General features: G+C 64.4%; 14 protein-coding genes. 9 read left to right on the plus strand and 5 right to left on the minus strand.

Annotation, left to right across the window (positions count from 1 at the left end; genetic code table 11):
* Positions 1-16: 16 nt before the first annotated feature.
* Complete coding sequence (locus ML401_RS09805; RefSeq protein ID WP_285812652.1) at positions 17-886, plus strand: fumarylacetoacetate hydrolase family protein; 870 nt, start codon at positions 17-19, stop codon at positions 884-886.
* Positions 887-892: 6 nt separating this feature from the next.
* Here the strand turns inward: ML401_RS09805 and ML401_RS09810 are convergent, their stop codons facing one another.
* Entirely contained in the window at positions 893-1,288 is a 396-nt protein-coding gene (locus ML401_RS09810) for a Rieske 2Fe-2S domain-containing protein (protein WP_285811688.1), read from the minus strand.
* Positions 1,285-2,388 (minus strand): 4-hydroxyphenylpyruvate dioxygenase, encoded by a 1,104-nt coding sequence (gene hppD / locus ML401_RS09815; RefSeq protein WP_285811690.1) that lies wholly within the window; start codon positions 2,386-2,388, stop codon positions 1,285-1,287. The genes ML401_RS09810 and hppD overlap by 4 nt, the downstream gene beginning before the upstream one ends.
* Positions 2,389-2,527: 139 nt before the next feature.
* Here hppD and ML401_RS09820 point away from each other — a divergent pair, with 139 nt between their 5' ends.
* Positions 2,528-3,067 (plus strand): Lrp/AsnC family transcriptional regulator, encoded by a 540-nt coding sequence (locus ML401_RS09820; RefSeq protein WP_212065435.1) that lies wholly within the window; start codon positions 2,528-2,530, stop codon positions 3,065-3,067.
* Here the strand turns inward: ML401_RS09820 and ML401_RS09825 are convergent.
* Positions 3,064-3,558, minus strand: a complete 495-nt coding sequence (locus ML401_RS09825) for a MarR family winged helix-turn-helix transcriptional regulator (protein ID WP_285811692.1) — start codon at positions 3,556-3,558, stop codon at positions 3,064-3,066. The two genes, ML401_RS09820 and ML401_RS09825, sit on opposite strands and share 4 nt — an antisense overlap.
* A gap of 123 nt (positions 3,559-3,681) precedes the next feature.
* Here ML401_RS09825 and ML401_RS09830 point away from each other — a divergent pair, with 123 nt between their 5' ends.
* From ML401_RS09830 to ML401_RS09850, 5 genes are read left to right on the plus strand one after another with little or no spacing between them, the layout of a single operon-like run.
* Positions 3,682-4,224: a VOC family protein gene (locus ML401_RS09830; protein WP_212065433.1), complete on the plus strand. Its 543-nt coding sequence runs from the start codon at positions 3,682-3,684 to the stop codon at positions 4,222-4,224.
* Positions 4,225-4,251: 27 nt separating this feature from the next.
* A complete protein-coding gene (locus tag ML401_RS09835) occupies positions 4,252-5,889 on the plus strand; it encodes an FAD-dependent oxidoreductase (protein ID WP_285811695.1) in 1,638 nt (545 codons plus the stop codon).
* Positions 5,886-6,080, plus strand: a complete 195-nt coding sequence (locus ML401_RS09840; protein WP_259204924.1) for a DUF2783 domain-containing protein — start codon at positions 5,886-5,888, stop codon at positions 6,078-6,080. Before ML401_RS09835 ends, ML401_RS09840 begins: the two co-directional genes overlap by 4 nt.
* 36 nt (positions 6,081-6,116) lie before the next feature.
* Complete coding sequence (locus ML401_RS09845; RefSeq protein WP_376717352.1) at positions 6,117-6,728, plus strand: EF-hand domain-containing protein; 612 nt, start codon at positions 6,117-6,119, stop codon at positions 6,726-6,728.
* A 29-nt stretch (positions 6,729-6,757) separates the two neighbouring features.
* Positions 6,758-9,043 carry a heavy metal translocating P-type ATPase gene (locus ML401_RS09850; protein WP_285811698.1) on the plus strand — a complete coding sequence of 762 codons (2,286 nt, stop codon included), beginning with the start codon at positions 6,758-6,760 and terminating at the stop codon, positions 9,041-9,043.
* 98 nt (positions 9,044-9,141) lie between these two features.
* Here ML401_RS09850 and ML401_RS09855 read toward each other — a convergent pair whose 3' ends face one another.
* Positions 9,142-9,744 carry a hypothetical protein gene (locus ML401_RS09855; RefSeq protein WP_249156991.1) on the minus strand — a complete coding sequence of 201 codons (603 nt, stop codon included), beginning with the start codon at positions 9,742-9,744 and terminating at the stop codon, positions 9,142-9,144.
* Positions 9,745-9,886: 142 nt separating this feature from the next.
* On the opposite strand from ML401_RS09855, the gene ML401_RS09860 reads away from it, so the two are divergent.
* The gene (locus ML401_RS09860) at positions 9,887-11,236 is read left to right on the plus strand and encodes a ferric reductase-like transmembrane domain-containing protein (RefSeq protein ID WP_285811701.1); all 1,350 of its coding nucleotides are present in this window, start codon (positions 9,887-9,889) and stop codon (positions 11,234-11,236) included.
* Between the two features lie 84 nt (positions 11,237-11,320).
* The gene (locus ML401_RS09865; protein WP_285811703.1) at positions 11,321-12,508 is read left to right on the plus strand and encodes a CaiB/BaiF CoA-transferase family protein; all 1,188 of its coding nucleotides are present in this window, start codon (positions 11,321-11,323) and stop codon (positions 12,506-12,508) included.
* 24 nt (positions 12,509-12,532) lie between these two features.
* On the opposite strand, the gene ML401_RS09870 is transcribed toward ML401_RS09865, so the two are convergent.
* A complete protein-coding gene (locus ML401_RS09870) occupies positions 12,533-13,663 on the minus strand; it encodes a caspase family protein (RefSeq protein ID WP_285811705.1) in 1,131 nt (376 codons plus the stop codon).
* Positions 13,664-13,766 lie beyond the last annotated feature (103 nt).

A 13,766-nucleotide genomic window follows, 5' to 3' on the forward strand; every position in this document is an offset into this window, starting at 1 on the left:
AGAAGAAAGGGCACGCATGTCTCGTCCGAGGTTCATCAGCTTCACCCGCAACGGCTCGCTCGGCTATGGCTTGCTGGTGGATCGCGGTGTCATCGATCTGTCCCGGCGTCACGGCAAGCGCTGGTCCTCTTTGCGTGAAGTGATCGAAGACGGCGCGTTGCAGTCCCTGGCCGAAGAGAGCGCCGCGCTGTCGGCGGATTTTCCGGTCGAGGACATCCGCTATGAAATTCCGGTGCCGGCACCGGAAAAGATCATTTGCGTCGGCGTCAACTTTCCCGACCGCAACGAGGAATACAAAGACGGGCAGGCGGCTCCCTCGAATCCCTCGCTCTTCATCCGCTTTCCGCGCTCGTTTACGGGCCATGAACAAGCCCTGCTGCGTCCCCCCGAGAGCCCGCAGCTCGATTACGAAGGCGAGATCGTCATCGTGATCGGCAAGGGCGGACGCCGCATTGCGCAAGCCGCGGCGCTCGACCATATCGCCGCGCTGTCGCTATGCAACGAAGGCACGATCCGCGATTGGGTCCGGCACGCCAAGTTCAACGTGACGCAAGGCAAGAATTTTGACGGTACCGGTTCGATCGGACCCTGGCTCATTCCTTATACGGATGAGAGCCAGCTTGCCGACATCAGGCTGGAAACCCGGGTCAACGGTGAAGTCCGCCAGCAGGACCGCACCAGCCGGATGATCTTCTCCTTCCGCAAGATCATCAACTACATCTCGACGTTCACGACTCTGGTTCCCGGCGATGTCATCGTGACGGGCACGCCGACGGGTGCGGGCGCGCGTTTCGATCCGCCGATCTGGCTCAAGCCCGGCGACGTCGTCGAGGTGGAGGCGGAGGGCATCGGAGTGCTCCGCAACACGGTCGCGGATGAGGCGTGATCCCTATTACGTCGGCGAGGCGGCACGCACGCGAATGCGGCCCTCGTCGTCCACGACGATCGGAATGGCATCGAGCACGCAATCCTGGCCGAGTCCTTCGACGCCAACGCCGTCCCGAACGCGGAATCCGGCGCTGTGATTGGTGCACCGAAGCACCGCGCCATCCGCGCTCAGCACGTTGGAGCCGCGATGATCGAGCGGCAGGTACTGGTGGGGACATGCGTTGACATAGGCCACCAGGGTGCCCGCCGACCTCACGATCAGGATCGGAAAATCAGCCGGGCCGAATTTGATGGATTTGAGGCTTCCTTCGCCGATGTCATCGGCCTCGCACAGGATCGCGCCTTCGGCTGGAGCGCCGCGATAGCTCTTCCATGCGTCGGATATCGCGGCCTCCCTCAAGATGCCTTAAGCACGCCGCGCTGAATTTGGTCGGCCTCGATGCTCTCGAACAGGGCCTTGAAATTGCCCTCGCCAAAACCGTCGTCGCCCTTCCTCTGGATGAACTCGAAGAAAATCGGGCCGATCACGGTCTTGGAGAAGATCTGAAGCAGGATGCGGGTCGCCCCGCCATTGACGACACCTTCGCCGTCGATCAGGATTCCGTGCTTGCGCATGCGATCGAGCGGCTCGGTGTGGCCCTTCACGCGGTCGAACGATTTGTCGTAGTAGATCGAGGGCGGGCCCGGCATGAATTCGAGCCCGCGGCCGGCGATAGCGTCGGTCGCCGCATAGATGTCGTCGGTGCCGACGGCGATGTGCTGGATGCCTTCGCCCTTGTACTGGCGCAGATATTCTTCGATCTGGCTCTTGTCGTCGGCGCTTTCGTTGATCGGGATTCGGATCTTGCCGCAGGGCGACGTCAGGGCGCGCGAGGTCAGGCCGGTCAGCTTGCCCGAAATGTCGAAGTAGCGGATCTCGCGGAAATTGAACGTCTGGCTGTAGAACTTGTACCAGGTGTCCATGTTTCCGCGCATGACGTTGTGCGTGAGGTGATCGAGATAGTAGAACCCAACGCCCTTCGGAGCCGGATCGACCTCACCGGTCCAGTCATACTCGGCGGAATAGGGCGAGCCCTTCGCGCCGTAGGTCTCGACCAGGTACAGCAGGGATCCGCCGATGCCGACGACGGCCGGCACGTCGAGCGACTTGTCGTTGCCGGTATATTCGGTGCCGCCGAGCTCGAGGACGCGCTTCAGCGCATGTTTGGCGTCGACGACGCGCCAGGCCATCGCCGGCGCGCAGGGCCCGTGCTGGGCGACGAAGCGCGCGGCATGGGAGTTCGGTTCCCGGTTCAGGACGTAATTGATCTTTCCCTGGCGCCAAAGGGAGATGTCCTTGGTCTTGTGCCGGGCAACTTCCGTGTAGCCCATCTGCTCGAAGAGCTTGGCGAGCTTCTGCGGCTCCGGATGGGCGAACTCGACGAACTCGAAGCCATCGGTGCCGGCCGGGTTGATTGCCGAAATGGTGGCGGGTGGGGCATCGTGAGGGAAGGGGCCCAATGTCGCGCTCCTGGAATGGGATCTGCTCCGACACGAAATATACTGCCGCCCGGCTGCACGATCTCCGCAAAATCCGCTCGACAAAGCCCAGCTATGCGTGAAACATGCGAATATCTGCAGTTTCGCGCAAGGATCACGCATGGATCAGTTCGACGTCAAATTGCTGCAGGCGCTTCAATCCGATGGACGTCTGTCGAATTTCGAGCTCGCCGACATCGTGGGTTTATCGGCATCGCAATGCTCACGCCGCCGCGCCGCGCTCGAAGATACCGGCGCGATTGCGAGCTACCACGCCCATCTCGATCGCGAAGCGCTCGGACTCGGCATCGTGGTCTTCGTGCAGGTGACGCTTGCGACCCACTCGCCGGACAATTCGCGGCGTTTCCTCAAGCTGATCGAGAGCTTGGAGGAAGTGCAGGAGGCCTATGCGCTCACGGGCGAAGCGGACTACCTCGTCAAGGCGACGATCACCGATCTGAAGGCGCTCTCGCGGCTGCTCAACGAGGTGTTTCTGCCGCACGACAGCGTCGCGCATGTGCGCTCGTCCATCGTTCTCGATCGCTTGAAGCAAACCTCCCAATTGCCGCTTGGGCACCTGATCCCAGCCGAGACGCGTGCGGCGGAGGGCTCCAGGTCGCGCAGGAAAGGTTCATCACAGCGATCTAGACGGTCCAGCTAGCTGAGCGCTGCCGACAGCTTGTGCATCACCCGGTCGAGCACCTTCACTTCTTCGGCGGTGAGCACCCCGAGCAATTCCGTCTCCCGCGCCAGCGCGAAGGGCACGATCTTGCGATAGAGCGTGCGGCCGGCCGAGGTCAGTGAGACGATTAGCTCACGCCGATCGTCCGGATGATGCTTGCGGCTGGCGATGCCGCGCGCTTCCAGGGCCTGCACGGCGCGGCTGACTTGCATCTTGTCGAGCGTCGTCAGCGGACCGATCTCCTTGGTCGCAATCTCCGCCCGTCCGCCGAGGATCGCAAGCACGCGCCATTCCTGCCGCGTCAGCGCAAAACGCTCGGAATAGACCTCGGCAACGGCGAGCGACACCTGCTCGGCGAGGCGCGCCAGCCGGTACGGAAAATATCGCTGCAGATCGAGCTCGCCGCCATCCGGCGCCGTGACACGGTCGGCGGCTGCGGCCCGGCCTCGTGCTTCACCCGAACGTCCCATCACGCCGTTTCCGCGCCTTTAGGTCCACAGGCAGATTCTTCCGGGCCGATTGATCCAGATCAAATCCAGGAAATAGTAACATCTGATACGAATTTCGCAACCGCAAATCCAGGGAGCGAAATCATGAAGATCGAGAAGATCCATCACGTCGCCTATCGCTGCGTCGACGCCAAGGCCACCGTCGAGTTCTACAAGAAGGTCATGAACATGGATCTGCTCGGCGCCATAGCCGAGGACCGCGTGCCTTCGACCAAGGCGCCCGATCCCTACATGCACATCTTCCTCGATGCCGGGAACGGCAACATCCTCGCCTTCTTCGAGCTGCCGAACTCGCCGCCGATGGGCCGCGATCCCAATACGCCGGAGTGGACCCAGCACATCGCCTTCCAGGTCAAGGACCTCGCCGAGCTCGAAGAGGCCAAAGCGCGCGCGGAGGCCGCCGGCCTCGACGTCGTCGGCGTCACCGACCACACCATCTTCAAGTCGATCTATTTCCGCGATCCCAGCGGCCATCGCCTGGAGATCGCGGCCTGGACGGCCACGCCCGATCAGATCGACCGCATGAAGTCGGTCGCGCATGAGATGGTCGAGGAATGGTCGCGCACCAAGCGTCCGCCGCGCCACACCGCCTGGATGCACGAGAAGGAATTCGCGGACGCGCATTGATCTCCGGCCGTGCATCAGGAAGCGAACATGACGAGCTACATCTATCCGAAGTTCGGCTATCGGCGTTCCCAGGAGCAGGCCGAGGGGATTGTGAAGCGGCATCCGATCGTGGTGATCGGTGCAGGTCCCATCGGCCTGACCGCTGCGCTGGACTGCGCGGCACGCGGCCAGCCGGTCGTGGTGCTCGATGACAACGACACCGTCTCGATCGGCTCGCGCGCGGTCTGTTACGCCAAGCGTCCGCTCGAGATATGGGACCGTCTCGGTTGCGCCGCGCCCATGGTCGAGCGCGGCGTCAGCTGGAATGTCGGCAAGGTCTTCTTCCGGGACGAGCTGTCCTACCAGTTCGATCTGCTGCCCGAGGCCGACCATCAATGGCCGGCCATGATCAATCTGCAGCAATATCATCTGGAAGAGATGCTGGTGGCCCAATGCAGGGCCAATCCGCTGATCGAGCTGCGCTGGAAGCACCGTCTCATCAGCCTCAAGCAGGCCGCCGACCATGCGACCTTGGCGGTGGAAACGCCCGACGGCATCTTCACCATGGAGGCGCAATGGGTGATCGCCTGTGACGGGGCCAATTCCGACGTGCGCAAGATGGTGGGCGCCGAGTTCACCGGTCAGTTCTTCCAGGATCGCTTCCTGATCGCCGACGTCGCGATGAAAGCGGATTTCCCGACCGAGCGCTGGTTCTGGTTCGATCCGCCGTTCCATCCTGGCCAGTCCGTGCTGCTGCATCGGCAGGCCGGCAACATCTGGCGGATCGACTTCCAGCTCGGCTGGGAGGCCGATCCCGATGAGGAAAAGCGGCCGGAGCGGGTGATCCCGCGCATCCGCGCGATGCTCGGCGAGCACACCGAATTCACGCTCGAATGGATCTCGATCTATCAGTTCGCCTGCCGGCGCATCGACAATTTCCGGCAGGGCAGAGTGCTGTTCGCCGGCGACGCCGCGCATCAGGTCTCGCCGTTCGGCGCGCGCGGCGCCAATACCGGCGTCCAGGATGTCGACAATCTCGCCTGGAAGCTCGCGATGGTGCTGCGCGGCGAAGCCTCGGAGGTCCTCCTCGACTGCTATCACGAGGAGCGTGCCTATGCCGCGGACGACAACATCCTGAACTCGACGCGGGCCACCGACTTCATCACCCCGAAGACGAAATCGAGCCGCTATTTCCGCGACGCCGTGCTCGAGCTCGCCCGGCATCACGGTTTTGCGCGACCGCTGGTCAACAGCGGCCGGCTTTCGACGCCGACCCCTTATGTGACATCAGTGCTCAATACTCCCGACCACGACGCGGTGCCGGGCGGCATGCGGCCCGGCACCAATGCGGCGGATGCGCCGATTGCGGTGGACGGCAAGCCTGCCTGGTTCCTGCATTGTCTCGGCGATGGCTTCACGGTCGTGGCCTTCGGCAAGGTGAGCGACAAGACCGAGATTGCGGCGGGGCCGTTCGCGGCAAAACTCATTCTCGTCGGCCGTGACATCGAGGACCCCACAGGTCTCCTTGCGCAGCGCTACGGCGCTTCGCCCGGGACCACTTATCTGTTCCGCCCGGATCAATATGTTGCCGCGCGCTGGAGCGGATTCGACGAGGCGGAGATCACCCAAGCGCTGTTGCGTGCCGCCGGCCACGACACCGCCGACCGGACGGAGCTTGCCGCATGACGCTGAATCTGTCGCCGAACATCGCCGACCCCGACGATTTCTACACCGAGCTGATCAACAGCCAACGCGATCTCGACGAGGAGCAGGCCCTGCGCATGAACGCCCGCCTGGTCCTGTTGCTCGCCAATCACATCGGCGACCGCAAGGTGCTGACGGAGGCGATTGGCTGCGCCCGCAGAGGCGGCGGCTAGGTCGCGGACGCCGGCCGCATCGAGGCAAGAGGTCGTATGAAGCCGCAGGCGGCGCCGGGTTCCTGTCACGCGATCTCGCCGGCTGAATGCGGCGCCGAGGTCGCTCGCGTCGAAAAGCCACGGGGGCACCTCTTCTTGACTTGGCTCAAGGTGAGCTCGGCGAAGTTCGCCATCCTCTCAGCCCACACCAAGGTCGGAGGAAGCCCCATGGTAGGCCGAACCGTTGCCGCAGCGTTGCTGTTCGCCGTCCTGAGCCAGCCAGCTTTGGCTCAATCGCCAGCGGACCATCAGAGCCATCATCCAGGACAGGACCAGGCGCCGGCGTCGCCGCAGTCGAGTTCTCCTGCAAATCCGTCCGCCGAGCGGCAAGGCTCGATGCGCGGTGGAGATATGATGGGAATGATGGGACAAGGAATGAAGGGGCATGGCGCGACAGGCGGTGATGCCGTGCAGTCGCCGGTCGTCTTCCGCATCATCTTCGCGCTGATGGATGCCGATGGCGACGGAAACGTCTCGTTGCCGGAGTTTCAGGTCGCTCACGAGCGAATTTTCAAGGCAATGGATCGCGACAAGGACGGAAAGCTCACCTTTGAGGAGATGATGGCGTTCATGCACAGGAACAAGAGCCACGTCGCGCCACAGCAGTGAGCCGAACCGAAGGGCAGGCGCGCCAGGCCATGTCGTTTGATCGGGTCCTGCGATGGGCTCTGGTTGCGATCGCAATCGCCGGGTTGACTGCCGGCATTCTCGCGCGGGCCGCGGGCCGACCTGATCTGGCCGAGGTCGCGTGGTCGCTCGGCACCGCGCCCGTGATTGCAGGATTGGCGGTTTCGATCATCCAGGATCTGCTGAGAGGCCGCGTCGGAGTGGACGCGATCGCTCTGCTCTCGATGAGTGCGGCGTTGGCGCTCGGGCAGCCGCTCGCAGGGGCTGTGGTCGCGCTGATGTACTCCGGTGGCAACGTGCTGGAGGAGATCGCGATCGCGCGGGCGGAGCATGATCTGCGATCCCTGGTTGATCGGGCGCCGCGGCAGGTCCATCGCAAATCCTGTGACCGGATTGAGGATGTTCCGATCGAGGACGTCGCGGTCGGCGAAGAGCTTCTGGTGCAGGCCGGCGAGATCGTGCCGGTCGACGGTGTCGTTGCGTCGGCTTTTGCCACGATCGACGAGTCCGCGGTTACCGGCGAACCGATTCCGGTGGAGAAGACGCGCGGAAGCGCCGTTCTCTCCGGCTCTCTGAATGCGGGCGAGACCTTCCAGCTGACCGTGACCGCGCCGGCCAGCGAGAGTACCTACGCGGGCATCGTGCGCATGGTGACTGCGGCGCAAACGGCGAGAGCGCCCTTTGTGCGGTTGGCCGATCGGTATGCGCTGATCTTTCTGCCGGTAACACTCGTCGTCGCCTTTGTGGCATGGCACATCTCCGGCGACGTGACCCGCAGCCTTGCCGTGCTGGTGGCGGCGACGCCTTGCCCCTTGATTCTGGCCGCGCCCGTGGCCTTTATCGCCGGGGTGGCGCAGGCGGCCCGCCGCGGCATCCTGGTCAAGGGCGGGAGGGCGCTGGAGGCGTTGGCCCGTGCGCACACGGTGCTATTCGACAAGACCGGAACCCTGACCGTCGGCGGGGCGCGGTTATTGTCCGTCGAAGTCGCGCCGGGCGAGGATCCGGATGAGGTGCTCGCGCTCGGGGCGTCGCTCGAGCAAGCTTCGCATCACGTGCTTGCGAAGGCCGTCGTTGCTGCGGCCCTCGCCCGAGGGCTCAAGCTGAAGCCGCCGGATCATGTCAAGGAGACCATGGGTTCCGGTCTTAGCGGCCAGATCGACGGACGCCAGGTTATGGCGGGCTCGCGAGAGATGCTGCTCTCGCGGGCCGAGCTCTCGCCATGGGAGTTGCGGGCAATTCGTCGTGCCTCGTGGCGCTCGGCGCTGATCGTCTTCGTCGCGGTGGGCGGCCGTCCCATCGGCGCGTTGCTGCTGGCCGACGAATTGCGAGCCGATACACCACGAGCGATCAGGCTGCTGCGCGATGCCGGCATCGTGCGCATGGTGATGGTCACGGGTGATCGCGCCGCCGCGGCGCAGGCCATCGGGGCCGCGCTCGACCTCGATGCCGTGCTGGCCGATCGCGTTCCCTCGGACAAGGTCGAGGCGGTGCGTAGCGAACAGCGGCTGCATCCGACCATCATGGTCGGCGACGGCATCAATGACGCCCCGGCGCTGGCCGTGGCTGACACCGGGGTCGCGCTCGGCGCGCGCGGTGCAAGCGCCTCCTCTGAGGCGGCAGATGTGGTGATTCTCACGGATCGGCTGGATCGGGTCGGCGAAGCGATCATCATCGCGCAGCGGTCGCGGCGCATCGCCCTTCAAAGCATCTTCGTCGGGATGGGATTGTCGTTGACGGCAATGGTCGCTGCCAGCCTTGGCTGGCTCGATCCTGTACCCGCCGCGATCGTCCAGGAGGTGATCGATGTTGCCGTCATTCTGAACGCGCTGCGCGCGCTCAATCCGCCCCTGGTCAGGACTGGTCCGCGCCTCAGCGCGGAGCAGGGGCTGACATTGCATCACGATCATCAGGCCCTGCTTAGGGATCTCGACCGCTTGCGCCACATCGTCGATGCCCTGGACGATGCGGTGCCCGAATCCGCCGCTGCCTTGATCGGCGAGGCCCACCGCCTAGTCCAGGGCAGCGTCGTGCTGCACGAACGCGAGGATGAAGACAGCGTCTATCCGAAGCTCACGGCGGTGCTGCGCGACCGTCACGGCCTCTCTGCCATGAGCCGTGCGCATCGCGAGATACTGCATCTCGCGCGGCTGCTCGCCCGGATCGCGGACGATTTGCCGTCAGAGAAGATCGACCGTTACCTTGTTCGAGACGCTCAGCGCGTGATCGAGGCGATCGAAACGCTGGTGCGCATGCACACCGCCCAGGAGGAGGATATCTACGAGGCCGTGGCAGCATAGGCGGTCGCGGTGCCGCATGCTGCGGAGCCCGGCCCCGCGTCGATGGCGGCGCCATCCGGGCAGGACAGGCGGCGGGCGCCGCCGGCTGCCACGAGATTTCAATGATCCGGCGGTTGCCAACCGGCATGGTCAAAATACTCGCCGTATTGAGCGAGCGCCCGCATAATCTTCATGGCTCCTTGATCGCGGCGGGCCCCGGTCTTCATATTGGCCGCACCATCGATGATCTGCTCGAGGACCAGGTGAAGTTGCTGGTCGGCCTGCTCGGGCAGCTTGCAGTTCCCCACCACGTCATCGACTTGCGCCTGGATTCGCGCCGCCAGAGCCTCGTATTGCGCGGGCGTAAACGCATTGCCGTGAATGGGTGCCAGCGATTGCCTCATCGCGAGAGCGATGTCGTTCATGCCGCGCCGCAGGACATCATCGGTCGGCCACTTCTTGCCGTGGTCGAGCCCCGGCCGGCCCGTCGCGGTTGGTCCTTCATGCGCGTGTGGTCCGGCGGCGAGAGCAGGCTGCCCCAGGACGAGACAGAGTGCGAGGGCTGCCAGCGGGAGCGATTTTGTTGAGATGATCACGGGACTTCCTCCGAAGAGCTTCTTTGCCTTCAGGTGGGAGATCGCGGCAGATAGGAGTTTGCGCTGGAGCAAAGTCTCGCGCGGAAGAGCTGCGGCGCCGCGACGCAGGCGTCGGGATTCAGCCATCAGACCGGCGTCGGGCGATTGGCTGAATTGGAATGGTCCAAGCGCCTGCTTCGATTGAGCTCATCACGAGCAGCTTGAGTCAGCTCAATGCAACGCGGCTCGATCAGTTCAAGCTGGCGCCGAGATGTTGTGAGGCAAGGTCATGCAGAAGCTCAAACGGGTCTTTTGGGGCAGTTTGGCGGTTCTCGCCCTGCTGTGGCTGGTTGCGGAGCCGCAGCCATTTGGCCCGGGCCCCTTCTTCCCACTTCGCGAGAGGATGGTCCAGTTGAGCGGCGTCCTTGCTATCGGTTGCATGAGCATGGCGATGATCCTCGCGCTACGGCCGCGTTGGCCGGAGGCGTGGCTGGGCGGTCTCGACAAGATGTACCGCTTGCACAAATGGCTCGGTATCGCAGCCCTTGTCACTGCCGTTGTCCATTGGCTCTGGGCCAATGGTCCGAAATGGGCGGTCGGTTGGGGCTTGCTGACCCGACCACAGCGGGGCGCAAGGCCCGCCATCGAAAATCCCATCGAGGCCTTCTTCGACGGACTTCATGGGCCGGCGGAGGGACTAGGCGAGTGGGCGTTCTACGGCGCCGTGGTGCTGATTGCTTTGGCACTCATTCAAATGTTTCCCTATCGGCTTTTCTACAAGACGCATCGGCTCCTCGCCGTCGCTTATCTGGTTCTGGTCTTTCATGCGGTCACGCTGATCAAGTTCAGCTACTGGATGTCGCTGCTCGGCTGGATCGTTGGTGCGCTGCTTGCCTTCGGAACATGGGCGGCGGCCGTTGCGCTGTTGCGGCGCATTGCCGCCCGGCGGCAGGTCCAAGGCAGGATCACCTCGCTCAAATATTATCCCGGCGTCAGGGCAATCGAGACTGAAATCGAGGTGCCCCATGGCTGGCCGGGGCATAGGCCGGGCCAGTTCGCATTCGCCACGTCCGACGTCTCCGAGGGCGCGCATCCCTACACGATAGCCTCCGGCTGGAACGCCGCAGACCCCAGGATCATCTTCATCACCAAGGAACTCGGCGACCACACCAGCCGGCTGCGGGAGAAGCTCCGTGTCGGGCAGGAAGTGAAGGTGGAAGGGCCCTATGGCTGCTTCACCTTCGACGACGATTGCTCGCATCAGATCTGGATCGGCGGCGGTATCGGCATCACGCCCTTCGTTGCCCGCATGAAACAGGCGGCCATGAAGAATGTTCCTGGCTGCTCTGTCGCGCAGGCGGTTGACCTCTTTCACACCACCGCTGATGTGGATGAAGAAGCCCTCGGCAAGCTTGCAGCAGATGCACGCTCGGCAGATGTTCGTCTCCACGTTCTCATCGACGCCCGTGATGGCCGCTTGACCGGCGACCGCATTCGCGAAGCCGTACCGCAATGGGGCGAGGCGAGCATCTGGTTCTGCGGTCCGGGGGCTTTCGGGGAGGCGCTCAGGCGAGACTTCCGTGCGCACGGCTTTCCTGTCGAACTGCGGTTTCATCAGGAGCTGTTCGTGATGCGATGATGAAAGCCGCATGTGCATTCCGCTTCCCAACTTGCCCTGGCAGCCTTTCCCTGTAATGTTTCCCAAACAACTGGGAAGGGATCCATGGGAGGAGTCTTGGAGGGCGTGCGGGTGCTCGATTTCGGGCGCTATATCGCAGGGCCCTATTGCGCGACGCTGCTCGCTGAGTTCGGTGCCGAGGTCATCCGCGTCGAGAAGCGCGACGGCAGCGAGGACCGCTTCGTGGCGCCGGTCGGCGAACATGGTGAGGGCGCGCTGTTCCTCCAGGTCAACCGCAACAAGAAGTGCGTCACGCTCGATCCGATGAAGCCGGAAGGGCAGGAGGTGATGCGCCGCCTGATCGCGACCGCGGACGTCGTCGTCGCCAATCTGCCGCCGCAGACCCTGCGCGCGATGAAGCTGGATTACGACTCGCTGAAGGCGATCAAGCCCGACATCATCCTGACCACGGCAACCGCGTTCGGCGGGCCGGGGCCCTGGTCCGACCGCGTCGGCTTCGACGGCGTCGGGCAGGTCATGTCGGGATCGGTGTACATGACGGGCGCAGGCGATCCGCCCTATCGCGCCGCGGTGAACTGGGTCGATTTCGGCACCGCGCTGCATTGCGCGTTCGGCACGCTGGCCGCGCTGATCGAGCGCGGCAAATCCGGGCGCGGGCAGATCGTCGAGGGCGCGCTGCTCGCAACCGCTTTGTCCTTCACCAATGCGACGCTGATCGAGCAGGCCGTCATCAACGTCAATCGCGTGCCGACAGGCAATCTCGGCCAGACCGCCGCGCCCGCCGACATCTACCGCACCAGGGACGGCTGGGTGCTGTGCCAGGTCACGGGCCATCCGCTGTTCAAGCGCTGGGCGCAGCTGATGGGCGAGGAGGATTTGTGGCTGAACGATCCGCGCTTTGCCGACGACATCGGCCGCGGCAACAACGGCGCAATCATCAGCGAGCGGATGGCGCGCTGGTGCGCCGAGCGCACCACGCAGGAGGCCGTCGATGCCCTGGGCGAGGCCATGATTCCGACCGGACCCGTGCTCTCACCGCAACAGGCGCTGGATCATCCGCACATCCGCGCCGCCGGCTTCATGCAGGACGTCGACTATCCCGGCCTCCCGAAGCCCGCACCGGTGACGCGTGCTGCGGTCCGGCTCTCGGAAACGCCGGGCGAAATCGCGCACCGTCCACCGACGCTCGGCGAGCACACCGATCGCGTCCTCGCAGAGCTCGGCTACGACGACGCCGAGATCGCGGCGCTTCGGCAGGGCGGGATCATCTAGCGCTCGACGCCCCAGGCCGCGCCGTCAGTCCGCGCTGCGCTTCCAGGCACCGGTGCCGAGCTTGCCCGTGATCGTCGCCAGCGCGTCGTGGACCTCGTAGGCGCCGCCATCGCTGTAACCTGACAAGCCTCTGAGTGCTTGCAGGGTCCAGCGGCCATTCGCGGCGGTGATCCTCCCCTCGTGCGAACGCGCAAAACGTGGAGGCTCGGCGTGGAACTTGTAGGTGCCGTCGATCATGATCTGCCAGATCCAGCGGGATTGCCCGCGGCGGCTCGGCACCATGATTTCCCAGGTGCCGACCAGCGCCGGATCGATCGTCGATGACGTCGGCGCGTGCGCTGGAACCGGGGAGATGGCGGCCGGAAGCGGACTGACCGGCGCCGTGTCCCCCGCGCCGTCAGGCGGTCGACCGGCGAGATAGATCGCCTTGCGCGACAGCGAGCCGTAGACGAAGGGCTGCTGCTCGTTGCGGGTCGCCTCCATCACGTCGTCGCGGACGTTGCGGAACATGAATGTGATCTCGACACCCGGAGTCTCGATGTTGCGCAGTAGCGCCGTTGCGAACGGGCTGTTGCGCGCGTCGCCATCGAGCGCGGTGGTACCGTCTCTCGCGGCATACGCCACGAGAACATTGCCGGCCGGCTCGACGCGGCTGAGCCCGGCGTTCGGGGTTGCCCGCGTCGCGAGCGAGCGGTTCATCCTGGCGGCAAACGGATTGTTGCGGCAGGCGTCGAGGATGACGAGGCCAAGGCTCGTGGTGTTGGACACCTGCAACATCACGCTTCTGAGGCTGATGGCTTCGTTGGCCGCGTCGGTGTCCCGCTTCAGCTCTGCGTCGATCGGGATCAGCCAGTTCTCGCCATTGATCTCCATGCCATGACCAGCGAAATACGCGGCCGCCATGTCGGCGCCCGCGGCCTCACGCCCGAATGCGAGCAGGGCGCGGCGCATGTCATCGAAGCCTGCGTTGGTGATCAGGGAGGCCGTGAAGCCGAGCCGCTTTAGCGCCGCGGCGATGTCGCTGGCGTCGTTCGGCGGATTGAGCAGGGAGGGCACGTTCCGGTAGGCGCCGTTGCCGATCACCAGCGCGACACGCTTGCCGTCCGCCGCGGCGCCGGTCGGTACCAGGCCCGCAAACGCGGTTGCGAGGGTCACTCCCGAAACAAACTCGCGTCGGTTCATTGGATCTCGCCTGCTCGAGCGAGATCCATGGTACAGCAACCGGTCCAGAGTGGCCAAGGGCCAGGCGCCGCTCGAA

The organism is Bradyrhizobium sp. 62B (assembly GCF_030272265.2).
GTDB lineage: Bacteria > Pseudomonadota > Alphaproteobacteria > Rhizobiales > Xanthobacteraceae > Bradyrhizobium.